At 72.6% G+C, this 24,060-nt stretch carries 23 protein-coding genes; 10 read left to right on the top strand and 13 right to left on the bottom strand.

Features of this window, described 5'->3' with window-relative positions; translation table 11 throughout:
- Positions 1 to 63 precede the first annotated feature (63 nt).
- From rimP to ACFFIC_RS21220, 6 genes are all read left to right on the top strand, one after another.
- On the top strand, positions 64 to 732 hold the full coding sequence (rimP, locus tag ACFFIC_RS21245; RefSeq protein ID WP_377054086.1) for a ribosome maturation factor RimP: 669 nt from the start codon (positions 64 to 66) through the stop codon (positions 730 to 732).
- 5 nt (positions 733 to 737) lie between these two features.
- Entirely contained in the window at positions 738 to 2,477 is a 1,740-nt protein-coding gene (gene nusA / locus ACFFIC_RS21240) for a transcription termination factor NusA (protein WP_377054084.1), read from the top strand.
- A 46-nt stretch (positions 2,478 to 2,523) separates the two neighbouring features.
- On the top strand, positions 2,524 to 3,441 hold the full coding sequence (locus ACFFIC_RS21235) for an RNA-binding protein (RefSeq protein ID WP_377054082.1): 918 nt from the start codon (positions 2,524 to 2,526) through the stop codon (positions 3,439 to 3,441).
- A gap of 179 nt (positions 3,442 to 3,620) precedes the next feature.
- Positions 3,621 to 6,935, top strand: coding sequence for a translation initiation factor IF-2 (gene infB / locus ACFFIC_RS21230; RefSeq protein WP_377054079.1), 3,315 nt, complete (start codon positions 3,621 to 3,623; stop codon positions 6,933 to 6,935).
- An 87-nt stretch (positions 6,936 to 7,022) separates the two neighbouring features.
- A complete protein-coding gene (rbfA, locus tag ACFFIC_RS21225; protein ID WP_377054077.1) occupies positions 7,023 to 7,466 on the top strand; it encodes a 30S ribosome-binding factor RbfA in 444 nt (147 codons plus the stop codon).
- Between the two features lie 32 nt (positions 7,467 to 7,498).
- Entirely contained in the window at positions 7,499 to 7,858 is a 360-nt protein-coding gene (locus ACFFIC_RS21220; RefSeq protein WP_377054124.1) for an acyl-CoA thioesterase, read from the top strand.
- A 4-nt stretch (positions 7,859 to 7,862) separates the two neighbouring features.
- On the opposite strand, the gene ACFFIC_RS21215 is transcribed toward ACFFIC_RS21220, so the two are convergent.
- The 4 genes from ACFFIC_RS21215 to ACFFIC_RS21200 all read right to left on the bottom strand — a co-directional run bounded on the left by ACFFIC_RS21215 (position 7,863) and on the right by ACFFIC_RS21200 (position 12,774).
- Positions 7,863 to 8,873, bottom strand: a complete 1,011-nt coding sequence (locus ACFFIC_RS21215) for an alpha/beta fold hydrolase (protein WP_377054075.1) — start codon at positions 8,871 to 8,873, stop codon at positions 7,863 to 7,865.
- Positions 8,874 to 9,213: 340 nt separating this feature from the next.
- Positions 9,214 to 10,497 carry a beta-glucosidase gene (locus tag ACFFIC_RS21210; protein ID WP_377054073.1) on the bottom strand — a complete coding sequence of 428 codons (1,284 nt, stop codon included), beginning with the start codon at positions 10,495 to 10,497 and terminating at the stop codon, positions 9,214 to 9,216.
- Positions 10,498 to 10,505: 8 nt separating this feature from the next.
- Positions 10,506 to 11,657: a UDP-galactopyranose mutase gene (gene glf, locus ACFFIC_RS21205; protein ID WP_377054071.1), complete on the bottom strand. Its 1,152-nt coding sequence runs from the start codon at positions 11,655 to 11,657 to the stop codon at positions 10,506 to 10,508.
- Positions 11,650 to 12,774 (bottom strand): glycosyltransferase, encoded by a 1,125-nt coding sequence (locus ACFFIC_RS21200; protein ID WP_377054069.1) that lies wholly within the window; start codon positions 12,772 to 12,774, stop codon positions 11,650 to 11,652. Before ACFFIC_RS21200 ends, glf begins: the two co-directional genes overlap by 8 nt.
- A 645-nt stretch (positions 12,775 to 13,419) precedes the next feature.
- Here ACFFIC_RS21200 and ACFFIC_RS21195 point away from each other — a divergent pair.
- Positions 13,420 to 14,973 (top strand): hypothetical protein, encoded by a 1,554-nt coding sequence (locus tag ACFFIC_RS21195; protein WP_377054067.1) that lies wholly within the window; start codon positions 13,420 to 13,422, stop codon positions 14,971 to 14,973.
- 15 nt (positions 14,974 to 14,988) lie between these two features.
- Here the strand turns inward: ACFFIC_RS21195 and ACFFIC_RS21190 are convergent, their stop codons facing one another.
- From ACFFIC_RS21190 to hemE, 6 genes are all read right to left on the bottom strand, one after another.
- On the bottom strand, positions 14,989 to 15,756 hold the full coding sequence (locus tag ACFFIC_RS21190) for a trypsin-like serine peptidase (protein ID WP_377054065.1): 768 nt from the start codon (positions 15,754 to 15,756) through the stop codon (positions 14,989 to 14,991).
- Between the two features lie 260 nt (positions 15,757 to 16,016).
- Positions 16,017 to 16,817, bottom strand: coding sequence for a substrate-binding domain-containing protein (locus tag ACFFIC_RS21185; RefSeq protein WP_377054063.1), 801 nt, complete (start codon positions 16,815 to 16,817; stop codon positions 16,017 to 16,019).
- An 85-nt stretch (positions 16,818 to 16,902) separates the two neighbouring features.
- Positions 16,903 to 17,811 carry an oxygenase MpaB family protein gene (locus ACFFIC_RS21180; protein WP_377054061.1) on the bottom strand — a complete coding sequence of 303 codons (909 nt, stop codon included), beginning with the start codon at positions 17,809 to 17,811 and terminating at the stop codon, positions 16,903 to 16,905.
- Entirely contained in the window at positions 17,802 to 18,230 is a 429-nt protein-coding gene (locus ACFFIC_RS21175) for a GFA family protein (RefSeq protein ID WP_377054059.1), read from the bottom strand. Before ACFFIC_RS21175 ends, ACFFIC_RS21180 begins: the two co-directional genes overlap by 10 nt.
- Positions 18,227 to 18,400, bottom strand: a complete 174-nt coding sequence (locus ACFFIC_RS21170; protein ID WP_377054057.1) for a hypothetical protein — start codon at positions 18,398 to 18,400, stop codon at positions 18,227 to 18,229. The genes ACFFIC_RS21175 and ACFFIC_RS21170 overlap by 4 nt, the downstream gene beginning before the upstream one ends.
- Before the next feature lie 101 nt (positions 18,401 to 18,501).
- Positions 18,502 to 19,551, bottom strand: coding sequence for a uroporphyrinogen decarboxylase (gene hemE, locus ACFFIC_RS21165; protein WP_377054055.1), 1,050 nt, complete (start codon positions 19,549 to 19,551; stop codon positions 18,502 to 18,504).
- 331 nt (positions 19,552 to 19,882) lie between these two features.
- Between hemE and ACFFIC_RS21160 the strand changes: the two genes are divergently transcribed.
- Together ACFFIC_RS21160 and ACFFIC_RS21155 are read left to right on the top strand one after the other, a co-directional pair.
- Positions 19,883 to 20,758: a pyruvate, water dikinase regulatory protein gene (locus tag ACFFIC_RS21160; protein ID WP_377054053.1), complete on the top strand. Its 876-nt coding sequence runs from the start codon at positions 19,883 to 19,885 to the stop codon at positions 20,756 to 20,758.
- A gap of 38 nt (positions 20,759 to 20,796) precedes the next feature.
- Positions 20,797 to 21,414 carry a Maf family protein gene (locus ACFFIC_RS21155; RefSeq protein ID WP_377054051.1) on the top strand — a complete coding sequence of 206 codons (618 nt, stop codon included), beginning with the start codon at positions 20,797 to 20,799 and terminating at the stop codon, positions 21,412 to 21,414.
- Here the strand turns inward: ACFFIC_RS21155 and dnaQ are convergent.
- Both dnaQ and ACFFIC_RS21145 read right to left on the bottom strand, forming a co-directional pair.
- Complete coding sequence (gene dnaQ, locus ACFFIC_RS21150; RefSeq protein ID WP_377054049.1) at positions 21,411 to 22,103, bottom strand: DNA polymerase III subunit epsilon; 693 nt, start codon at positions 22,101 to 22,103, stop codon at positions 21,411 to 21,413. The genes ACFFIC_RS21155 and dnaQ overlap by 4 nt on opposite strands.
- A gap of 53 nt (positions 22,104 to 22,156) precedes the next feature.
- Positions 22,157 to 22,921, bottom strand: a complete 765-nt coding sequence (locus tag ACFFIC_RS21145) for a Crp/Fnr family transcriptional regulator (protein ID WP_377054047.1) — start codon at positions 22,919 to 22,921, stop codon at positions 22,157 to 22,159.
- A 155-nt stretch (positions 22,922 to 23,076) separates the two neighbouring features.
- Between ACFFIC_RS21145 and ACFFIC_RS21140 the strand changes: the two genes are divergently transcribed.
- The gene (locus ACFFIC_RS21140) at positions 23,077 to 23,439 is read left to right on the top strand and encodes a hypothetical protein (RefSeq protein WP_377054045.1); all 363 of its coding nucleotides are present in this window, start codon (positions 23,077 to 23,079) and stop codon (positions 23,437 to 23,439) included.
- 4 nt (positions 23,440 to 23,443) lie between these two features.
- On the opposite strand, the gene coaE is transcribed toward ACFFIC_RS21140, so the two are convergent.
- Positions 23,444 to 24,055, bottom strand: a complete 612-nt coding sequence (gene coaE / locus ACFFIC_RS21135; protein WP_377054043.1) for a dephospho-CoA kinase — start codon at positions 24,053 to 24,055, stop codon at positions 23,444 to 23,446.
- Positions 24,056 to 24,060: the final 5 nt, after the last annotated feature.

The following is a 24,060-nucleotide window of genomic DNA, read 5'->3' as shown; positions in this document are numbered from 1 at the left end:
TTGCCCCGCCGCCGCCGCCCCGCTATATGAGTGGCTGACAAGACAATCCGCCGGTTCAGGGGGGTGGCCTTAACGGGCCGCCTTTTTTCGTTTTTGAGCGACGACCTTCCTCAGCATGAGGGCCTCGAGGCCCGCATCGCCACCGCCATAGCGCCAACCCTCGGCGCGATGGGCTACGAGCTCGTGCGCGTCCAGATCCAGGGCAAGGAGCGCCCGACCGTGCAGGTCATGGCCGACCGCGCCGATGGCAGCCTCATCGGCGTCGGCGACTGCGAGGCGATCAGCCACGCGGTCGGCGCCGTGCTCGACGTGGACGATCCTTTCCCGGGCCTCTGGAACCTCGAGGTCTCCTCCGCCGGCATCGACCGCCCGCTGACCCGGACCAAGGACTGGGTGCGCTTCGCGAGCCAGGTCGCGACGGTGGAGATGACCATCCCGCACGAGGGCCGCCGCCGCTTCCGTGGCCGCATCCTTTCGGCGGACGAGAACGAGGTGCGCCTGAAGCTGGACGAGGGTGACGAGGTCACGCTCCCCCGCCGCGACATCCGCCGCGCCAAGCTGGTGCTGACCGACGAGCTGATCGCGGCCACCGCCCAGCCCGAACCCGACAGCACCGACGCCGAGGAGGCCCCGAAGAAGGCCCCGCGGCGCTGGCGAGCCCCCGCGACCGGCACGCAGGACGGCGAGAAGCCCGCCCGCACCCCGCGTCGCCCCCCGTCCGAGAGGAACTGAGAACCATGGCCGTGGACGTTGCCATCGCCCGCCCGGAGCTGCTCCAGGTCGCGGAAGCGGTCGCCCGCGAGAAGATGATCGAGCGCGAGGAAGTGCTCGAGGCGATGGAGCAGGCCATGTCCAAGGCCGGCCGCGCCAAGTACGGCCAGGAAAAGGACATCCGCGCCACCATCGACCGCCGCAACGGCGAGGTCCGCCTGTCCCGCTGGACCGAGATCGTGGACCAGGAGCCGGTGGAGAACGAGGACACCCAGATCCCGCTCCGCATCGCCCTCAAGTTCAAGCCGGATGCCGAGGTGGGCGGCCACATCGTGGACCCGCTGCCCCCCATCGACTTCGGCCGCATCGCCGCCCAGACCGCCAAGCAGGTCATCGTGCAGCGCGTGCGCGAGGTGGAGCGCAAGAAGCAGTTCGACGAGTACAAGGACCGCGTCGGCGAGATCATCAACGGCGTCGTCAAGCGCACCGAGTACGGCAACCTCATGGTCGATCTCGGCCGCGCGGAGGCCCTGTTGCGCCGCGACGAGACCATCCCGCGCGAGGCCTTCCGCAACGGCGACCGCGTGCGCGCCTATATCTACGACGTGCGCGAGGAGCAGCGCGGGCCGCAGATCTTTCTTTCCCGCACGCATCCGGGCTTCCTGGCCAAGCTCTTCGCCCAGGAGGTGCCCGAGATCTACGACGGCATCATCGAGATCAAGGCGGTGGCCCGCGACCCCGGCTCGCGCGCGAAGATGGCGGTGATCTCGCGCGACAGCTCGATCGACCCCGTCGGCGCCTGCGTCGGCATGCGCGGCTCGCGCGTGCAGGCGGTGGTCGCCGAGCTGCAGGGCGAGAAGATCGACATCATCCCCTGGTCGAACGACATCCCGACCTTCATCGTGAACTCCCTCGCCCCCGCCGAGGTGACCAAGGTCGTGCTGGACGACGAGGGCCGCCGCGTCGAGGTGGTGGTGCCCGACGACCAGCTTTCCCTGGCCATCGGCCGCCGCGGCCAGAATGTGCGCCTGGCCTCGCAGCTCACCCGCTACGACGTGGACATCCTGACCGAGGCCGAGGAATCCGAGCGCCGCCAGGAGGACTTCCGCAAGCGCTCCGGCCTCTTCGTCGAGGGGCTGGACGTGGACGACGTGATCGCCGGCCTGCTCGTGACCGAGGGCTTCGGCTCGCTCGAGGAGATCGTCGAGATCGAGGACGAGGAGCTCGCCTCCATCGAGGGCTTCGACGAGAACGTCGCCACCGAGCTCAAGCGCCGCGCCCAGGCGAGCCTCGAGCGCCGCGACAACGAGCTGGACGAGAAGCGCCGCGAGATGGGCGTGGACGACAAGGTCGGCGAGGTCGGCGGCTTCACCCCGGCCATGATGGTCTCGCTCGGCGAGAAGGGCGTGAAGACGCTCGACGACCTCGGCGACCTCGCGGCGGACGAGCTGATCGAGATCCTCGGCGCCGACAGCGTCGACGAGGAAACCGCCAACGCCATCATCATGGCCGCCCGTCAGCGCGCCGGCTGGTTCGGCCCCGAGGAGCAGGCCCGCGCCGAGGAAGAGGCGGCCGCCGCCGCCGCGGAGGCGGCCGCCCTGGCGGAAGCCGGTGAGGACGCCGGCGACGAGGAGATGGCCGGCGATGCCTCGGAGGAGGAATCGGCCGAGGACGCATCCGGCGAGGAGACATCGGACGAGGCGGAGCCCGCCGAGGGCGAGGCGGAGCCCGCCGAGGGCGAGGAGAACGGCGACGCCCGAGCCTGACCCCCACAAGCCCGCCGGGGACTCCGGCGAGCCCGCGGTGGAGGAGGTGACTCCTCCCTCCACCGGGGCAACGCCCCCGCCGCCGCCCCGGCAAGGCAAGCCCGAAGGGGTGGCCGGGCTGCCCGACGCCGAGGAGAAAGGCCCGCTCCGCCGCTGCGTCGCGACGCGGGAGAGCCTGCCGAAGGAATCCATGATCCGCTTCGTGCTCGGCCCGGAGCGTGTTCTGGTGCCGGATCTTGGCGGCCGCATGCCCGGGCGGGGAATGTGGTTGAGCGCGCGCGGCGATGTGCTAGAACGCGCCCTGACCCGTGGGGCCTTCATGAAGGCCGCCCGCGGCCCGGTGCACCCGATCCCCGACCTTCGCCAGTCGATCGTCGATGGGTTGCGGCGGCGCATCCGGGATCAGGTCGGCCTCGCAAGGCGCGCGGGGCAGGCCGTGGTGGGCTTCCAGCAGGCGCGCGAATGGCTCCAGGCCGGCCGCGCCGCCCTGCTGGTCGAAGCGGCGGATGGAAGCGCGTCCGAGCGTTCGCGGCTGGTGGGCGGCCATGGTGTCCCCGTCATCCCGGTGCTCGACGCGGCGGAGCTGGGTGCGTTGTTCGGGCGGGATCACGCGGTTCACGTGGCGGTGGCGCCGGGCCGGCTGGCCGAGGGCATCCTCGCGGAGGCGGCCCGGCTTTCCGGCATCCTGGACACGGCGCCCACCACACCGTCCGACGGCAGGCGGGCAGCGCAGGGGAGCCGCAAGGCCCCTGGTGCCCGCAGCCCGGAAGCGCCACATGGCGCGGAAGCGGCCCGTTCCGGAAGGACGGGCAAGGCGGGCCACCCGGCATCGGGCGGCCCTGAAGCGGCGACCCGGGGAAAGCCCCGCGGTGGCCATGGCCCGGCGCCCCGAAAGGGCGGCAGGCAGGAAGCGCGCCCTCGGCGCGGAGGGGAGCCGGCCGTGCCAGTGACGCAAGAGCAATGAGCCGCTAGTCGGCCTGACGGCGACGGGGTGTCGGGGACGTTCGTCCCCCTGGCCCCAGCGGGACCGCGCCTCTGGCGCGACCCGGGGGATGCGCGCCCCTGATGGCGCGATGTGAGAAATGGGCCGCCCCTCGGGCGCGGCCGGTGCCCCGGAAACAGATTCCGGCGGGTGCCTTGGAGATGAGTGTGCCGGACAACAAGTTGGATACGGAAAACCCGGGTTCGGGTGACGACAGCGCGCAGGATCAGGGCAAGGGGCGTCTTTCGCTGCGCCCGGGCGGACGCATGGAGCTCGGCAAGACCGAGCAGGCCGGCAGCGTTCGCCAGTCCTTCAGCCATGGCCGCAGCAAGACCGTGCAGGTCGAGGTCGTGAAGAAGCGTGCGGCCGGCCCCGGCGGCGCCCCCGCCGCCACCGGCGCGGCGCCCGCGCGCCCGGCCGGCCCGCAGGCCGCGGGCCCGGCGCGTGCCGGTGGCCCGCCCCGCGCCGGCGGTCCCGCCCGCGCCAGCGGCCCGGCCGCCGCGCCCGGCCGTCCCCTCACCCAGGGCGAGCAGGCCAACCGCCTGCGCGTGCTGGAGGAGATGAAGCGCCAGGAGGCCGAGCGGCAGCGCCAGGAGCGCGAGCGCCAGGCCCTGATGGTGCGCTCCGCGAACGAGGAGGCCCAGCGCCGCCAGGAGGAGGAGCGCCGCGCCGCCGAGGAGGCCGCCGAGCGCGCCGCCGAGGCCAAGCGCGCCGCCGCCGAGGAGGCACGCCGCGCCCAGCTCGAGGCACGCCAGTCCGAGGCCCGCCAGGCGGAGGTCCGTCAGCCCGAGCCGCCGCCCGCGCCCGCCGCCCCGCAGCCGCAGCCCCAGGCCGCCGAGCCCCCGCGCCCGGCTCCCGTGGCCGCGCGCCCCGCGCCGCGTCCGGCGGAGGAGGCGCCCCGCCCTGCCCCGCCCCGCGCGCCGCAGCAGGACCGCGGCGGCTTCGCCGGCCGCGACGACCGTGGCGGCGACCGCGCCTATGTCGCCCGTCCCCCCGCTCCGTCGGGTGACCGGGCCTATGTCCAGCGTCCGGCCGCTCCCTCGGGCGACCGCGCCTATGTGGCACGTCCCCCCGCTCCGTCGGGTGACCGGGCCTATGTCCAGCGTCCGGCCGCTCCCTCGGGCGACCGCGCCTATGTGGCACGCGGCCCCGGTGGCCCGGGCGGTGATCGTGGCTACGCGCCCCGCCCGACCGGTGGTCCCGGCGGCGATCGCGGCTATGCGCCCCGCCCCGCGGGCGGCCCTGGCGGCGACCGCGGTTACGCGCCGCGTCCGGCCGGTGGTGCCGGCGGCTTCGGGCCCCGTGCCGGCGGTCCGGGCGGCTATGGCGGTGGTGGCGGCGCGCCCGGCGCACCGCTGGCGGCCCGCCGCCCCGGCCCCGTGCCGAGCAGCCTGCCCGCCGGCGCCCCCAAGCTGTCGCTGCGCCCGCGCGGCCCCGGCGAGGGTCCCCAGCCCGGGAGCATGGAGGACGAGAACCGCCGTCCGCCGCCGCGCCGCCTGGGCGGGCCTTCCCCGCTCGCGGCCCGCAAGCCCGTTCCGGCGCCCGCCAAGAAGGGCATGAGCCCTTCGGACCGCAAGCGTGAGGGGCGCATCGACGTCCAGGCGGCGATCGAGGGCGATGACGACCGTGGCCGCAGCCTCGCCTCTGTCCGCCGCGCCCGTGAGCGCGAGCGGCGCCAGGCGGAGCTCGCCCGCCTGCGCTCCGGCCAGGAGCGCGTGGTGCGCGACGTGGTCATCCCCGACCTCATCACCGTGCAGGAGCTGGCGAACCGCATGGCCGCCCGCGCCGGCGAGGTGGTGAAGGCGCTGTTCCGCATGGGCGTGATGGCCACCATCACCCAGTCCATCGACGCCGACACGGCCGAGCTGGTGGCCACCGAGTTCGGCCACCGCGTGCGCCGCGTTTCCGAGAGCGACGTGGAGCAGGGGCTGGAGGGCGAGGTCGACGCCGAGGCGGAGCTGGAGCCGCGCCCGCCCGTCGTCACCATCATGGGCCACGTGGACCACGGCAAGACCAGCCTGCTGGACGCGCTGCGCAAGACCGACGTGGCCGGCCGCGAGGCCGGCGGCATCACGCAGCACATCGGCGCCTACATGATCCAGATCCCCAGCGGGGACCGGGTGACCTTCATCGACACGCCCGGCCACGAGGCCTTCACGGCCATGCGGGCCCGCGGCGCGGGGGTGACGGACATGGTGGTGCTGGTGGTGGCCGCCGATGACGGCGTGATGCCCCAGACGATCGAGGCGATCCGCCACGCGCGTGCGGCCGAGGTGCCGATGATCGTGGCCGTCAACAAGATCGACAAGCCCGGCGTCAACCTGGACCGCGTGCGCCAGGAGCTGCTGCAGCACGAGGTGGTCGTGGAATCCCTGGGCGGCGACGTCCAGGAGATCCAGGTCTCGGCCACCAAGGGCACCAATCTCGACAAGCTGCTGGAGGCCATCATCCTGCAGTCCGAGATCCTGGACCTGCGCGCCAACCCGAACCGCGCCGCCGAGGGCACGGTGCTCGAGAGCAAGCTCGACAAGGGCCGCGGCCCCGTCGCGACCGTTCTCGTGCAGAAGGGCACGCTCAACCAGGGCGACATCGTGGTGGCCGGCGCCGAATGGGGCCGCATCCGCGCGATCATCGACGACATGGGCATTCCGCTGACCGGCGCGGAGCCTTCGGAGCCGGTGGAGATCCTCGGCCTGTCCGGCGTGCCGGGCGCGGGCGAGACCTTTGTCGCCGTCGAGGACGAGGCGCGGGCGCGCGAGATCGCCGAGTTCCGCCAGCGCAAGGCGCGCGAGAAGGTGTCCGCCGCGGCGGGTGCCGCGCGCGGCACGCTGAATGACATGCTGGCCCGCATCCAGGCGGGCGAGCAGAAGGAGGTCGCGGTCGTCGTCAAGGCGGACGTGCAGGGCTCCTCCGAGGCGCTCGGCGTCACGCTCGGCAAGCTGTCGCGCGACGAGGTGCGGGTGCGGGTGCTGCACTCGGCGGTCGGCCAGATCACCGAGAGCGATATCCAGCTCGCCAAGGCGTCCAACGCCGTGGTCATCGCCTTCAACGTCCGCGCCACGGTGCAGGCGCGGGAGATGGCGACGCGGGACGGCGTCGAGATTCGCTACTACTCGATCATCTACGAGGTGGCCGACGACATCGAGAAGCTGGTCCGCGGCAAGCTCGCCCCGATCCAGCGCGAGAAGTTCCTGGGCTACGCGCAGATCCTGCAGGTCTTCGAGGTCAAGCGCCTCGGGAACATCGCGGGCTGCCGCGTGACCGAGGGCGTGGTGAAGCGCGGCGCGGGCGTCCGCCTGCTGCGCGACGGCGTCGTGATCCACCAGGGCACGCTGTCCACGCTGCGCCGCTTCAAGGATGACGTGAAGGAGGTCGCCAACGGCTACGAGTGCGGCATGTCCTTCTCGAACTACAACGACATCCGCGTCGGCGACCAGATCGAGTGCTACGAGACGGAGACGGTGGCCGCGGTCTGATCCGCAGCCCTCCTTCGTGTTCACCTGATCCCGCCGCGCCCGGCTCATCCCGGGCGCGGCGGCGTTTCTTCCAAGGCTCTTTTCCCCATGCCCAAGCACATTTCCAAGACCGCCGCCCCGTCCCAGCGGATGCTCCGCGTGGCCGAGGAGGTGCGGCACGCGCTGTCCGGCGTGTTCGCGCGCGGCGACCTGCGCGACCCCGAGCTGGCCGATGCCCGCGTGACCGTCACCGAGGTGCGCGCCTCGCCGGACCTGCGGCACATGACGGTGTTCGTGGCGCGCCTCGGGGCCACGGCAGACAAGGCGTTGCTGGCCCTCCTGCGGGAGAACCAGCCGGACCTTCGCAAGCAGGTGGCGCGCTCGGTCAGGCTGAAGTTCGCGCCCGAGCTGCACTTCCAGGCCGACACCGCGCTGGACCACGCCATGCACATCGACGCGCTGATGCGCAGGCCCGAGGTCGCGCGCGACCTCGGCCCGCGCGCCGAGGCCGATGAGAACGATGACCTCGATGGGGACCGGCCCGCGCCGTGAACCACGCACCCCAGCCACCCGAGGTGGCGCCGATGATCCGCACCATCGCCATGCCCGCCGACACCAACCCGGCGGGCGACATCTTCGGCGGCTGGCTCATGGCGCAGATGGACCTTGCGGCGGGCAATGCCGCCTCCCGCCGCGCGCGAGGTCGCTGCGCCACGGTGGCGGTGGAGGCGATGACCTTCCACCTGCCCGTGCATGTGGGCGACGAGGTGAGCCTTTACGCCCGCATCCTGTCCGTTGGCCGCACCTCGCTGCGGATCCAGGTGGAGGCCTGGCGGCGCGAGCGGCATTCCGACCTGCGCGAGCGCGTGACGGAAGCCGCCTTCACCTTCGTGGCGCTCGACGAGAACGGGCGCCCGCGCGCGGTACCCGCCGAGGGAAGCTGAGGCCTCACCAGGCCGGCAGCGGCGCCCGGCGCCAGGCGAGCCCCGCCGCATCCGCGCCCGATGGCAGGGGCGCGGCCGGATCGGCGATCCAGGCCAGCATGTCCGCGATGACCGTGCCGGCCGCGAGGTCGCGCAGCGGCATGTGGTGGATGCCCGTGTAATAGGCGACCCGGGCCGGAGCTTCCGGCGGGATGCGGTCGAGCAGGGCTCGGGTGGCGACGGGCGGCACGAGCTGGTCCCGCGCGCCGTAGACCAGCAGAAGCGGCGGCATGCCAGGCTCCAGGCGCGGGGCGGCGGCGAGGGCGTCGTCCATCAGGTCGATCAGCCCGGAGGTGGTGTCCACCCGCGTCTCGCGGATGGTCAGCGGGTCGCGTGCCATGCGGCGCAGCGCCTCCATGTTGTCCGTGGGCACGATGCCCGGCACGCCGGAGGCCACGGCCACGCGCGGCACCACATGGGTCAGCACGTCCAGCAGCCCGACGACGATCCCGGGCATGGTCACCCGCCCCCAGACCGCGGGCGCAAGCAGCACGTAGCCCGAGGCCGGCGGCGGGTTGGCCCCCGTTGCCGCAAGCAGCAGCACGGCGCCACCCATGCTTTCGCCGAGCAGAACCAGGGGCAGGCCCGGGTGCCGTGCCTTGAGCAGGCGCGCGGCGGAGGCGGCATCGGCCGCCAGTGTCGGTGCCCCCGGCCAGACGCCGCGATGCGGCGCGCCCCCGAAGCCGCGCTGGTCATAGGCATAGACCGCGAGGCCCGCGCCGTTCAGCGCGCGGGCGGGCTCGGTCATGAAGTTGCGGCTGTCATTGAAGCCGTGGAGGCAGAGCAGCACGCCGCGCGGCGGTCCTTCCGGCAACCAGGCGCGCAGCGGCAGGCGGGCGCCGTCCTCCATGGTCAGCACTCCGTCGGCCAGGGCGGGATCGCCGAGGGAGGGGCCGGCGGGGATGACCTGGGGCGTGCAGGCCGTTGCAGGCAGGGCCAGGAGCGCACGGCGCGGGATCGGGCAACGAGGGGACATGGGCGGCCATGTGAGGATGCTGGAGCGGATCGCATAGCATGGCGGCTCTGGAACCCGGCGCCGGACAGGGCGGGCGCCGGGCTTCGGCTGCCTGGGAACGGCGTCGCCCAGGTGCCCTGTCGCGGAGTGCCGCCGGCGGTAAGGGGCCGGGCGGGCAGGCGGGGATGATGTTCGGTTGGAAACCGCGCTGCGCGCGCGGAGGCGCGGCAAGCGCAGGCCTTATCTCAGCAGGCTTGCCAGCATGATGGACGGCCGGGGGCACCGAGCCCGGGACGCGTCCTTGGGCAGACGGGGCGGACGAGCCTTCTGGCCGGGGGAAGCTGCTCCCCCGGCCCCTCGATCAAGCCCCGTGCTCTCCCGCGGTCGCCTCGTGCGACACGCGCTGCTCCTCCGCTCCGGCGGAAAGGCGGACGGTCTCGGAGTGGTTCCAGGCGGTGACGAAGGCGGGGCCGCTGTCGGGCTCCTCGGGCACCGCCTCGCCACGCCGGAAGGCGTCGAACAGCGCGACCTGACGGGCGAGTTCCCTGGCCAGCGCCGGGTCGACCGGGCGACGGCCGCGGTTGGGGTGCATTTCGAACAGGCCGTTCGGGCAATAGCGGTCGTCGTCCCAGCCGAGATGCGAGACAACCGGGTAGAGGCAGATGCCGCCGATCGGCACGCCCGCGCGCATGGCCGCGCGCACCTCGTCGCACACATAGCGCAGCCAGGGGGCGCGGGGCGTACCCTCGATGCTGGTCTCCGCCATGATGATCGGTCGCTGGATGCGGGCATGGGCCTCGGCCAGCAGCTCGCGCAGCGGGCGGTGGCGCGGATCGCCGAGGCGCACCGTGTAACCTCGGTCGCCTTCGCGCACGAACTGGTTGTTCCAGTAGTAGTTCACGCCCATCAGGTCGAAGCCATCCGGCGTGCCGCCCAGCTCGGGCTGCCAGCGGCCGAGCAGACCCTCCCAGGCGTGCCACTGGGCCTCGTCGTGCTCCTCCGCGAACTCGGCATCGTCCGGCGTTTCGGGAAAGACCTTGATGATGGGGTCCACCGCGATCAGGCGGGTGCCCGGCACGGCCTCGCGCGCCGCGCGTCCGGCGGCGATGGAGGCGGCGACCAGCCTGGCCTTCAACTCCGCGCCCCAGTGGCGACGGCCGGGATTGAAGTAGGCGACATCCCCGGCAGCCCAGGACCAGAAGGAGATCTCGTTCACCGGGCAGAGGATCGGGGGCTCCCCCTCCTCCTCCAGCAGCAGGCGGGCGAAAGCGGCGGCGAAGCGGGCCAGCGCCTCGGCGAAGCCGTCCTCCATGGGGCTGACATGGTCGGGGTGGCCATAGTGGCAGACATCCCATGCCACCCGCACCCCGGCCTTCTTCGCGGCGCGGATCAGCGGCAGCACCGGCGACCAGTTGTACTGGCCGGGCACCCGCTCGATCAGGTGCCAGCGGGCGCCGTCGCGCGCGCCGAGAATGCCGTGGGCGGCCAGGGCCTCGTAGTCCTGTTCCGCCAGCAGGTCGTGGCGGGTGGAGGCGATGAGGTCCAGGCGCTTGCCGTCGTTGCGGCGGTGCGTCGAGCACTCGAAGCCGCCCATGAAGAAGGAGGGCGAGAAGCTGGACATGGTGGGGGTGTCGGGCTCTGCCATGCGTACTCTCATGCTCCCGTGGCGACGAGGCCGGTGGCATCGTTGGCCGAGCGCAGCGGCACGCTCGTCTCGATGCGACGGAAGGTGGCCAGGGCCTGCGCCACCACCTGGTCCATGTTGTAGTAGCGGTAGGTCGCGAGACGCCCCACGAACCACACGTCCGGCGTCGCGTCGGCCATCGCCTCGTAGCGCTTGTACAGCTCGGCGTTCTCCGGCCGCGGCACGGGGTAGTAGGGATCGCCTTCGGCGGCCGGGAACTCGGTGGTGATGGTGGTCTTCGCGTTCACCTGGCCGGTGAGGTGCTTGTACTCGGAGATGCGGGTGAAGGGCACCTCCTCGCCGGGATAGTTCACGGTGCCGCAGGGCTGCGCCCACTCGCGGTCCAGCGTCTCGTGCTTGAAGGTCAGCGAGCGGTAGGGGAGCTTGCCGTGGCGATGGTCGAAGAACTCGTCCACCGGGCCGGTCCAGACCATCCGGCGATAGGGAACCTTGCCCTTGATCGCGCCGAACTCCGTGCCGGTCATCACCGTGATGTTCGGGTGGTCCAGCATGCGCTTGAACATGGCGGTGTAGCCGTCCAGCGGCATGAACTGGTGCGTGTCGGTGAAGTAGCGGTCATCCGTGTTCGCGCGTGTCGGCACGCGGGAGGTGACGGACTTGTCGAGTTCCGACGGATCGAGGCCCCACTGCTTCCGGGTATAGCCACGGAAGAAGGTCTCGTAGAGCTCGCGCCCGACGCGCGACACCACGACATCCTCGGAGGAGCGGATTTCCGCCACGTGCTCGGCCCGCGCGTTGAAGAAGGCCTCGACCTCATCCTCCGTCACGAGGGACAGGTCGTTCAGCCGGTTCACCGTGGTGCGGTTGATCGGCATGGGCACCATCTTGCCGTCCGCGAGGCGGGCCAGCACGCGATGCTCATAGGCGCGCCACTTGGTGAAGCGCGAAAGATGCGCGAACACCGCGTCGGAGTTGGTGTGGAAGATGTGCGGACCGTAGCGGTGCATCAGGATGCCGGCGGCGTCCTGCTCGTCGAAGGCGTTGCCCGCGACATGGTCGCGCTTGTCGATGATGAGGACGCGCTCGCCACGGACGGTGGCGATGCGCTCCGCGAGGGTCGCGCCGGCGAAGCCGGCGCCCACGATCAGCCAATCAAACATGGTTCGGACTCGCCACGGCGCGGGAGGAAACGGCGCCGTCGCCGGCGACCTTGGTCGACGCGGCCTGACGCAGAAGATCGTGCATGGAAGACCAGATCCCGTCCCAGGAACCCTGGGCCAGCAAGCGGTCCGCCTTCGGCTGCCATTCCGCGCGCGGCTTCGCCATCGCCGCCTCGATCGCGGCAACCGTGTCCTCGGCGTTGTCGGCGATGCCGACCAGTCCCTCGGCGCCCCAGGAGCGCACCACGTCCTTGATCGGGGTGGAGACCACCGGCACGCCGGCGGCCAGGTATTCGGGCGTCTTGGTCGGCGAGATGAAGCGCGTGCTCTCGTTCAGCGCGAAGTTCATGAAGCCGCAGTCCCAGCCCGCGAGGTAGGCGGGAAGCTCGTCCATCCTGCGGCCGCCGAGCCAGTGGATGTTGGGGCGCTGGGGAAGGCTCGCGGGGTCGATCTTCACCACCGGGCCGATCATCACGAAGGACCAGTCGGGGCGAAGTGCCGCAACCTCGTCCAGCAGCGCGAGGTCCATGCGCTCGTCGATCACGCCGAACCAGCCGATGCGCGGGTGCGGGATGTTCTCCTGGTCGGCGGGGCCGGGCGTGCCGGCATCGCGCAGCGCGCGGGACTGCGCGAAATGCGCCGCGTCCACGCCGGAGGTGAAGAGGTGCACGCGCGGGTGCAGACCGAGCTTGGCCTCATAAAGCGAGCGGCCGCCGGTGAAGACCACGTCCGCCTGGCGCAGCAGGCGGCGTTCCAGCAACGTCAGCTGCGGGGAAGCGCCGCGGAAGGCCGAAAGCTCGTCCATGCAGTCGTACACCGTCACCACGGGCTTCAGGTGCGTGGTGAAGCCGAGCGACATCGGCGTGTAATACCAGGCGATGTCCGGGCGCGTGCCGGCCAGCAGCCCATCGATCAGCACGCGCTGCGCGTCCTCGCTCGCGGCCTCGTCCATGTTGTCCGGCAGAATGGGCACCACGACCTCCACGCCCGATGGCGTGGGATGGCGCTCCAGCCGCGGCAGGTCAGGCGCAGCTGGTTTGCGGATCGGCTCCTCGAAGAAGATCACGCGGTGCGTCTGGGCCGCGCGGGAGAGCAGATGCTGCGGGCGCTGGAACACGAAGTCCCACCGGAGATGGGAAAGGCAGAGCAGCAGCGGCGCATGCGCGCCCGCCGGATGAGGCTGGGTCGGAGCGAGAAGAATGGTTTGGGTCCTTCCTCGTGTGGGGCGAGACGCGCCTTGCGGCCCGTCCTGATCCCAATTCCATCGAACGATGTTCCGTCGCGGTGACGGGTTAACGCGGGCCAACGCGCTGCGATGCAGCAGAGGCGAAATGACCGCGGGGCTGTGCTGGCTTCCTGATCAATGAAGCGGTTGCGCACGGCAAAACTGTGGCATTGGAGGCGATGCCGGATGACGACTTCGCGAGTGCAGCAAATTGGATGGCGGGTTCGTGGCGACGCGGTCCGCACAAATCGCGCGCACCGCGTCCGGCATGTTGGTCCGAACTCATCCGCGGGTCTTATCGGCCTGCACGATTGTTCCGCGTAACCTATGTTACGCGGAACAATCACCGATGCTCCACGGGCGCCGATGCCCGCGCGCAAGTTCGCGTGAGACTCTCGGCCCCGCGCCGCGCGGCGCGGCATCGTGCCGCGATGAGGCACGCCGCGGGTGGTCGCCCGCGGCGACGCGTGCAATACGCGCCGCATGGAAGGCGGACCGGCGCATCTCGACGGCATCGCGCGCAGGATGCCGGCCGGCATGGCCGCGCCGCGCACCGATCTCAACAACCTGCTCGGGCACGCGGCGCCGGACGCGCTGTCGCTCCTCGTGACCGGCTACATGCTGCTGCCGGCGCTGCTCTTCCTCATGGGGTGGGGCGCGGCCTGGGCGGGGGCGATGGGGCTCGCCGCCGGCGGGGTGGCGCTCGCGCTCTCGCCGGGCTGGCGGGAGCGCTGGCCGCTTTCCTGGCGCCGCACCGTGCTTTGCCTCCTCCTCGGGCTGCTCTGGGCCGGCGGCAGCGGCGCGCACCACCTGGTTTACAGCGCGTCGGACTGGCAGATCCGCGACGCGGTGCTGCACGACCTTTCCGCCGGCCCATGGCCGGTGGTGCACCGCCACCTGGAGGACGGGACCGACTGGCTGCTGCGGGCGCCGCTCGGCTACTACATGCCGGCCGGGCTGGTCGGGCGCCTGGCGGGGCTGCGGGTGGCGGAGCTGTTCCTGGGGGCCTGGACGGGGCTGGGCCTGGGCTTGGTGCTGATGCTGCTGGACCAGGTCGCGCGGGCTTCGGTGCCGGGGCGCCGGTGGGGCTTCGCCGTGCTGGCCGGGCTGTTCGTCGTGTTCGGCGGGCTGGATATCCTGCCCAACATGTGGCTGGACGGCACGGCGGGCGTGGGGGTCTTCAAGAGCTGGGGACGGGGCGGGGAATGGTGGCCGCGCTTTTTCCAGTATTCCGGGCACGTGACCGCCGTGCTCTGGGTGCCCAACCACGCGCTGCCGGCCTGGCTGCCGGCTCTGCTGCTGCTGCGTCACGGGGCGAACGCCGCCTTTCTGCGCGGCGTGGCCCTGCCGCTGGCCGGCGCGGCCTTCTGGAGCCCGGTTTCCGCCGCCACCGCGGCCCTGCTGGCCGGGCTGGCGGCGCTCCGCCAGGGCTGGCCCGCGCTGCGCGGTGCCGTGCTGTCGCTGCCGAACTGGCTGGCGGCCGGGCTGGCGGCGCCGCTCTGCCTCTACATGGTCGCGGGCTCCGCCGCCGTGCCGCACGGTTTCCTGCTGGCGGTGCATCCGCCCGGGCGCGCCCTGGCCACATGGGCGCTGTTCCTGCTGGTGGAGGTGCTGTGCTGGGCGGTGCCGACGGCCTTGCTGGTGCGGAGCTGGACCCTGGGCTTCGCCGCGGCCCTGCTCTGCGCCCTGCCTGGTTACGTGTTCGGGCCGGGCAACGAGATGACGGCCCGCGGCGGCATGGTGCCCCTCGCCATCCTGGCTGTGCTGGCCGGGGTAGCGCTGCTGGCGCCCGCGCCGGACCGGCGGCGGCGCTGGGCCCGGGGCGTTCTGCTGGGCTGCGTGGCGCTGGCGGCGGCGGGATCGGCGATGGAGGGCAGCCTGCTGGTCACCCACCGGCCCTGGCCGGCCAGCACCCACTGCTCCTTCCCCGAGGCGGCGCGGCAGTCCGTTTTCGCGGCTTCCACGGAATGGGCGCATTACGTGGCGCACTGGCCGGACCCGGTGTTGCAGGCCTGGATGGGCATCCCGGTGCCCCGGCCGGTGCCGCCGCCGGGTGTCTCGCCGCCCTGCTGGACCCAGGGCGGGCCCTGAACCGGCGCGATGCGATCACCGGTGGGCGCTGAGCACCACCCGCGCGATGGAGGCGGTGGGCACGGCCCAGCCCCCGGTCACCCCGCCTTCCGCCAGGGAGCCGATGCCCGCCACGATCCAGCCGCCGTCGGGCCGGCGGGCCAGCAGCGGGCCGCCGCTGGCGCCGGTGGTGGCGGCGCAGGAATGGTGCAGCATCACCCGCCCGGCGGGGTCGCGGGCGTAACCGGACACGGCGCAGTTCAGGTCGGCCACCATCTGCCCCTCGCGGTCGGACTGATAGCCGCCGAAGACCAGCGGCGTGCCGGGGGGAAGAAGGCCCGCCTCCAGCGACATCACCTGGCCGGGGGCGCCCAGCGGGGTGTCCAGCAGCAGCACGGCCCAGTCGGAGTCCGGCGGTGCGGACGGGTCCGGGCGGGGACCGGGGGCAACGGAGAAGCCTGGGCCGATCAGCGCCTCGGTGGCCCGTGCCTGCCGGGGCGTGCCGCCCGGGGACACGGCCCCGGGGGGGGATGCGAGGGTGAACTGCACGGCGCGCGGCGCCACCGCGCGGTTGGTGCGCGGGTCCACCAGGCAGTGCGCGGCGGTGAGCACGGTGTTGGGGCTGACCAGCACCCCCGTGCAGCGCCCACCCACGGCCGTGGCGACCAGGCCAAGGGAGCGCCAGGGGGCGGCGGTGACGTCCACGGGAACCCGGGCCGCGTCGGGGCCAAGGCCAGGGGATGGGGCCGCGCAGCCGGCCAGGGCGGCCCAGAGCACGGCGCAAAGGATGGCTTGGCCGGACATCGCCCGGCGGGTGGCTTGCGGGCGCGTGCAGGACCTGCCGGCCGGAAGGGCAGGCCGCGGGGCGGCAGGGCGCCGCAGTGGGTGAAAGCTCATGCCGCGGGCGGTGCTCCGTTGCGCGTCCTCGCCGGGGCGCCGGTGGGCAGGGCACCCTGGCAACAAGGCTGAGGCAACATTGCTGGGGCAACGGCGCTGGCGCCCGGCGGTTCCGTCGATCCTTCCGGTTTCGATTCCCTTTGCCGCCACGCCGGCCATTGCCTGCCTCACCCCCCGGCGCGGGCGATCGGCTCCAGCCCGGTGCGGACCAGCACCGGCGCGGCCTCGGGGGAGGACAGGAAGCGGATCAGCGCCCGTGCGGCCTCGGGGTTCTCCGACTTGGCCGCGATGCCCGCGCAGAAGATGGTGGGCTGCTGCACCGCCTCGGGGATGGTGCCGAGATAGTCGATGCCCTGGATGGGAAGCAGCTCGCTGACCTGCTGGAAGCCGATCTCGGCCTCGCCGCGCGCGACCACCGTGCCCACGCGCTCGCTCAGGATGCGGCGGCTCTTCGCCATCATCTCGTCGTGGATGCCCAGGCGGCGGTACATCTCGGTCTCGATGTAGACCCCGCTGGCGCTGGCGGAATAGGCCACGGAGCGGGCGGCCAGCAGGGCCTGGCGGAAGGTATCGACGGTGGAGATGTCGGGCTTCGGGGCGCCGGCGCGCACGGCCATGCCGATCAGGGAGCGGGCGATGTCCACGCGGCTTCCGGGCATGGCGAGGCCCTTGGCCACCAGCGCCTCCAGCCCGTCCACGGCCAGCAGCACCACGTCGGCCGGCTCGCCGCGGGCCAGGCGCTGCGGAATGGCGTCCGGTGCCGCGCCCATGGAGGCGCCCTGCACGGTGTGAAGCGTGTGCGAGCTGCTTTTCTCGAAGTCCGGCGAAAGGGCGCGGTAGGCGGCGGTGAGGCCGCCCGAGGTCATCACCCGGATTTCCGCCGCCGCGGCGGGGCGGGGCAGGAAGGGCAGGGCGGCGGCGGCGAGCAGCAGGGCGCGGCGGCCCTGAAGAGGCGTGGGATGGCGCATGGTGGGTTTCCTCCGTCCGGGTGGAGGTTAGCGGGACCTGCCGTGGAGGCCCAGCGCGGCGGATGGGGGATCCGCCCCCGAAGGGTCAGCCCCGGTAAAGGTGATCGGCGGAAAGCCCCAGCCGCAGGCAGGACTGTGCCGCGGGGCCGCCGCGCAGCACCAGCCGGTCCGCCAGCGCGCCGATGGACCGCACCAGCGGCCTTTCCCAGGGGCGCAGGCCCTCGCCGCGGCCAAGCCCCAGACGTTCCCGCACCCAGCCCGGCACCAGCTCCACGCCGGCGCGCAGCAGGAGGTGCTGCACCGGGCGCAGCGGCGGCGGCAGGATGGGCGCCGCGCGCATGATCCGCAGGAACTCCGCGAGGATGGGGGAGGGCTCCAGCCTGTCCCGCATGGCCGTGAACAGGTCCCGCGTCGCGGCCGCCGAGGGCGGTGCCGCCTCCGCGCCGTAAAGCCGGGCGGCGGGAATGGCCTCCGCGTGCAGCCGGTCCACCTCCCCTTCGGTGAGGGGCCGCACATGGCGGCTGTAGCCCTCGGCGAAGCCGAACAGGGCGGTGGCCTGCACCCAGCACAGAAGCTCCGGGTCGCTTGCGCTGTAGGGCAGGCCACCGGGCGTCGTGCCCCGCACCGCCCCATGGGCGCGGCTCACGCCCGCGATCATGCGCTCGGCCACCCCGCGCGGGCCGTAAACGGTGACCATGGCGGCGAGCCCCGTGCGCTGCAGACGGCCCAGCGGGTCCGTGCGGAAGGTTGTGTGCTCCCAGACCCCCGTCCGCACGCGGGGCTCGGCCAGTTCCAGCACCACCGCGGCGACGCCCCCGGTGAACAGGGCCACCGGGTTCTTGAAGATGCGCCAGGACAGCGAGTCCGGCGGAACCAGCGCCGGTTCCCCCAGGGGTTGGGCAAAGTCGATGGCCGGGCCACCGGGGGGGTGGAGCAGCGCCGCGGCGGTGGCCTCGACCCAGCGCTGCAGGGGCGGGGGCAGGATCAGGGGCATGGGGGAAGCGGCGGTGCCTGCCCCTCGCAGCGCGGCAGGTCCGGATGCACCAGGCCCCAGGCAGGCGCGGAACGCGTCCAGATGGTGCCGCCCGGCCGCGCCAGGCCAGGGTCGTCCAGCGCGCCCGCCCGCACCACCATGAGGTCCGGCGCGTCGGCGGCCTCGCTGAAGAGGGGTGTGCCGCAGCGGTCGCAGAAGCGGCGGCGCATGCGCGTGCCGCTGTCGGCCGTGCTCTCGAAGGCCAGGGGCTCCCCGTGCAGGGTCAGGCCCACCCGGCGGAAGATGACGTTCACCGATGCATTGCCGGAGGAAAGATACTGGCAGTCCCGGCACCAGCAGGCGCGGGCGGCCAGCGGTGCGTGGTCGAAGGCGAAGCGCACCGCGCCGCAAAGGCAGCGGCCTGTGACGGGCGCGCTCATGCCGCCGGGCCCCGCTCGGCCGGACAGTTCCTTCGCAGCGCCGCCGCCCTGGGGCGGGTGGCGGTGGCCACCTGGGCCGGGGCGCGCATGTGCTCCACCCGCGCCCGGGTACCGATGGCGTGCACCCTCTGCAGGACGCGTTCCAGCGCGGAGGCGGCGGTCTGGGACATGGGGTCCTCCCGCCATCGCAATTGGGCGGGCCGCATGCGCGTGTCCAGGCTGGCCCTGGCCGGAGCCGGGGAGGCTGGTCGCGCATGCCGGGCGCGGCGGTTCAGCCGCGCTTCACCTGCTCCACCAGCGCCGCCACATGCGCGGGCGGCGTATCCGGCGTGATGCCGTGGCCGAGGTTGAACACGAAGGGCCGCCCGCGCATGGCATCCAGGATATGGGCGGTGGCGGCCCGCAGGGTCTCGCCCCCGGCCACCAGGGCACGGGCGTCGAGGTTGCCCTGCAGCGTCACGCCCTCGGGCAGGGGGCCGGTGAGGTCCACGGTCTCGTCCAGTCCCACCGCGTTCACGCCGGCCCGGGCGGCATAGGCGGGAATGCCGTCCCCCGCCAGGCGGGGAAAGCCGATCAGGGGGAAATCCGGCCCCAGACGGGCGCGCAGGCGGGCGGTCAGCGCCGTGGTGGGGGCCAGCACCCAGCGCTCGAAACCCTCGGGCGGCAACAGGCCGGCCCAGGAGTCGAACAGCATCAGCGCCTCGGCCCCGGCTTCGGCCTGGGCCACCAGATAGGCCTCCGCGGCCTCCGTCAGCGTCGCGAACAGCGATTGGAGGAGGTGCGGGTTGTTCTCGGCCATGTGGCGCGCCACCGGAAAGCCATGGCCGCCGCGGCCGTCAATCATGTAACAGGCGACCGTCCAGGGGGCGCCGGCGAAGCCGATCAGGGCGGTTCCCGGATGGTCGCGGTCCAGCCCCGCCCGGATGCGGGAGACGGTTTTCATGATCGGTGCCGCACGGCGCGCGGCGTCCCCAGGGCGAAGGGCGGCGAGGGCGGCCTCGTCGCGCACGGGGTCGAGGATGGGGCCCACCCCGTCGGCGCCGCCCTGGCCGTAGCGCAGCCCCTGCCCCATGGCCCAGGGCAGCATGGGCAGGTCGGTGAACAGGATCGCCGCGTCCATGGGGAAGCGGCGCAGCGGCTGGAAGGTGACCTCGGCCGAAAGCTCGGGATTCAGGCACAGCTCCAGGAAGCCGCCCGCCTCCTCCTTGGTGGCGCGGTATTCCGGCAGGTAGCGGCCGGCCTGACGCATCAGCCAGATCGGTGGCGGCCAGACCGACTCCCCGGCCAGGGCTCTCAGGAATGGCTTGTCCACGGCGTTCATCGCTCCCCTTTCACTCTAATTAGGATTCTTAGAAAGGAGGGGTGGTAGGTGGATGCCTGTGAGTCCTGTGGACGCAACCGACGGCACCGTCCTTCCCCTGGGTTTTCCACAGGCTGGTGAGTCACGCGACTCGGCGATCGAAGCCGAGTCGGGGATTCGCTCCGGATGACTCCTCCCCCGATCCGAAGATTCCATACCGGCTGGCACGCCCGGTGACTCACCATCCCCGTGACTCATGGCGTGCATCAAGGGGGGTGGATTCGTCCCCAGGACTCACCGCCGTGAGTCGCGTCCTCCCCATGCTGCGGCCGCTGGGCTAGGCTTTGCCACCATGCCCCGTACCACCAACCTCCACCTCGTCTCCGACAGCACGGGGGAAACGCTGAACTCGATGGCGCGCGCCACCCTCGCGCGCTTCGAGGAACCGCACGTGATCCAGCACCGCTGGTTCCTGGTGCGCTCGCGCTTCCAGCTGGAGCAGGTGCTGGAGGGCATCCAGGCGGAGCCCGGCCCGGTGCTCTTCACCATGGCCGACAAGTCGCTCCGCCACAGCCTGGAGGAGTTCTGCGGGCGCCTGGGCGTGACCAGCCTGTCCGTGCTGGACCAGACGCTGGACCTCCTGCAACGCGAGATCGGCGAGGCCGCCAAGGAGAAGCGCGCCGCCCAGCACGTGCTGGACGCCGACTATTTCCGCCGGATCGACGCGATGCACTACGTGCTGGCCCATGACGACGGCCAGGGCACCGCCGGCATCTCGGAGGCCGATGCCTGCCTGGTGGGCGTGTCCCGCTCCTCCAAGACGCCCACCTGCTTCTATCTGGCCAACCGCGGCATCAAGGCGGCCAACGTGCCGATCGTGCCCGGCGCCGCCCTGCCGATGGAGCTGGACAAGCCCCCCTGCCCGGTGATCGGCCTGACCATCGAGGTCAACGCCCTGCTGGAAATCCGCCGCCACCGCCTGAAGCTGATCGGCACCGGCGGCGTGCGGCAGGACACGACCGACTACGTGGACCCGGAGGCGGTGAAGGCCGAGATCCTGTCCGCCCGCCGCCTCTGCACCGCCCGCGGCTGGCCGGTGATCGACGTCACCCGGCGCAGCATCGAGGAAACGGCGGCCACCGTGCTCCAGCTCATGGAGGCCTGGCACGCGCGGGCGGCGCCGCCCGGTACCCCCCATGGCGCCAACCAGGGGCCCCCTGCGCGGTGAGGCCGGTCGGCCTTTCTCCCGGAACCCGGAGTGATCGCATGGCAAGCCTTCAGGCCGCCGAACCGCCGCTGATCCTCGCCAGCGCCTCAGCCGCCCGCCGGGCGCTGCTGGAGTCCGCCGGACTGCGCTTCGAGGCCCTGGCCGCCGCCGTGGACGAGGCCTCGATCAAGGAAAGTGCCAGGGCCGAAGGCTTCCCCGCCGCCGACGCCGCGCTGATGCTGGCCGAGGCCAAGGCGCGCCGCATCGCCGCCCGCCGGCCGGAGGCGCTGGTGATCGGCTGCGACCAGATCCTGGTGCAGGAGGGGCGCTGGTTCGACAAGCCCGAGGGGCTGGCCGGCGCCCGCGCCCATCTCGAGGCGCTGCGCGGCCGCACGCACGAGCTGGTCACGGCCGTGCTGTGCTGGCGCGGGGGCGAGCGCATCTGGCAGCACGTGGCGATGCCGCGCCTGGCGATGCGCCCGGTGTCGGACGCCTTTCTCGACGCCTACCTCGCGCTGGAGGGCGAGCGGGCGACGGAAAGCGTGGGCGCCTACCGGCTGGAAGGGCCGGGGGTGCATCTGTTCGACCGGGTGGAGGGCGAGCACGCTGCCATCCTCGGCCTGCCGCTGCTGGCCCTGCTGGGCTTCCTGCGGCAGCACGGGGTGTTGCTGGCTTAGCCTTCCGTGAGCGTGGCCCAGACCGGGTCCTTCAGCTTGGCCAGGAAGGCCGCGTGGCGCTCCAACTCCTCGGCACCGGGGGCGATGGGGCGCGGGGTGCGGATGGTGGGCCCGCTGGTGGCGACCAGGCCGGAACGCGAGCCGCCGAGCGTCGTGGCCAGGGCCAGCCCCGGCTGCTTGCCGCCCATCAGCTCCAAGTAGACCTGGCCCAGGAGCTGCACGTCCAGCAGCGCGTTGTGGGTGGTGCGGGCGGACAGGTCGATGCCGAAGCGCCGGCACAGCGCATCCAGCGAGTTGGGCAGGCCGGGGAAGCGCTTCTTGGCCATGGCGAGCGTATCGACCATGCGCGCGCGGTCGATGCGCGGGGCGCCGGCGCGGTCGAACTCGGCGTCGAGAAAGCCGAAGTCGAAGGGGGCGTTGTGCGCGATCACCGGGTCGCTGCCCAGGAAGTCCAGCAGTTCCGGCAGGATGGCGGGGAACAGCGGCTTGTCGGCCAGCATGGACGCCGTGAAGCCGTGCACCTTGCTGGCCTCGGGCGGCACGTCGCGTTCGGGGTTGATCAGCCGGTGGAAGGACCGGCCGGTGGGCATGAGGTTCACCACCTCGATGGCCGCCACCTCCAGCACGCGGTCGCCGGTGGCGGGGTCGAGGCCGGTGGTTTCGGTGTCGAGGATCAGGGCGCGGGTCATGGTATTCTAATATAGGGGGATCGGGCGCCGCGACCCAGAGGCGGGGCTCCCGCTCAGATCAGGCCCTTGAGCCGTTTCCCGGCCTCGCTCTCCGGTTCATCCCTCGCGCGGTCGAGGTGCAGGTAGTTCGCCTCGAACTTTGCCGCACGCTGCAGACCGGCGATGTCGAGCACGGTCCAGCGCCTGCCCTGGGTGGCGATCAGCCCTTCGTCACGCAGGCGCTGCAGCATGCGGTTCACGTGAACGGGGGTCAGGCCCGTGGCATCGGCCAGGTCCGCCTGGGTGATGGGGAAGTCGAAGGCCGTGTCCCCGATGATGCCGACGGCCCGCATGCGGAGAAGCATCTCGTAGATCATGAAGGCGATGCGCGAATAGGCGTCGCGCCGGCCCTCGTCGAGGATGCGCTCGCGCAGGATGCCCTCGTCCTGCAGCGTGCTCCACCAGAAGGCGAGCGCGATGCCGGGGCGGTTCAGCAGCAGGTCCTTCATGACGTCGCCGGACACGGAGGCGACGAGGCTGGGTGCGATGGCGCCGATGGAGTGGTCCATGGTCTTGAGGATGAAGATCTCGGAATCGCAGGGATCGCCCGGGATCAGGAAGGCCATGATCTGCCGGTTGCCGTTCTCGAGCAGTTTGTAGCGGCATGCGAGCCCGGACAGGACGATGTGGATGTCGGGTGAGTGCTCGCCCTCGCGGACGATGTCCTCGTGCGCGGCATAATGCCGCTGGCGCTGGGAGACGAGTTCGTCGAGCAGCCGACGGTCTTCGTCGGAAAAGCGCGTGTACTGCTCCATCCGACGGACCATCGGGTTGTTCATGGCTCTCTTTCTTTTCCGGCCAGGCGGCAACCGGCGCAGGCTCAGACCGTGCAACGTGCGGGATAGTGGAAGGAATGAAAACCCGCGCCCGGGAACGCGCGCCGGCGCTGATCCATTGAGGTTCGCCGGGAGCCTCGTCCCGGCACCTCCGGGGGATGGCACCTCCTCCGCCCCACGGCACCGGCCGCGCCCCACGGCAGGGGCCGCTGTCCGGGTTCGCCGAGGCGGCGGGGACGCGCGTGCTCGCCGCCGCGCGGGATCAGCTCTTCGAGGATCTGGTGCGCGGCCATGACCGGCTGGAAAGCGCACGGGCCGTGCTGTCGTTCACCACGGAACTGGTCGCGCGCTCGCACGACGCGCTCGCCCGGTCGATCGCGATTCTCGCGCCAAAGGCCCGGCGCGTCCGTTCGGTGCCGGGGCGGGAGGCATCCATCCCGGCTTGGAGGCGCGGCAGGGCGGTGCGACGCCGGGGATGCGGCCTGGCGGCGGAGGACAACAGGAGGGCGCCTGACCCTTAGCGGCTCAACCCGCCCGGGCGCCGCGCCCGGCGGCCACGATGCGCCGCATGGCCCGCTGCGCATGGTGGCGCGACAGGCCCGTGTGGATCAGGTGGTCGGCATGGCGGCGGCGCAGGCTGTCCGGCACCTGGCGGGCCAGGATGGCGCGCAGCCGCTCCTCCGTCATGCCGCGGCGGCGCAGAACGCGGGCGCGCTGGATGGCGGGCGGGGCCGTCACCACGATCACCGCGTCCGCGCGCCGCTCCCCGCCCGTCTCGAACAGCAGGGGAATGTCCAGCACGGCCAGCCGCGCCCCGCCGCGGCGTGCGCGGGCCAGGAAGCGCCTTTCCTCGCGCCGCACGAGGGGATGGACGATGGCCTCCAGCCGCCGCAGCGCTGCCGGGTCGGCCAGCACCACGCGGCGCAGTGCCTCGCGGTCCACCATGGGTCCGCGCGGCGTGGGGCGGGTGGTGGCGGGAAAGGCGGCCTCGATCGGGCGCACCGCGGCGCCGCCCGGCCCCTGCAGGCGGTGCACCGCCGCGTCGGCGTCGAAGACGGGGATGCGGAGGCGGCGCAGGGTGTTGGTGGCAGTGGACTTGCCCATGCCGATGCCGCCGGTCAGCGCCCAGATTTTCATGTCGC

The organism is Muricoccus vinaceus, from assembly GCF_042433125.1.
In the GTDB taxonomy this organism is placed as follows: domain Bacteria; phylum Pseudomonadota; class Alphaproteobacteria; order Acetobacterales; family Acetobacteraceae; genus Roseomonas; species Roseomonas vinacea.
The sequence above is the reverse complement of the archived record's forward strand: the minus strand, read 5'-3'. Positions and strand labels throughout refer to the sequence as shown.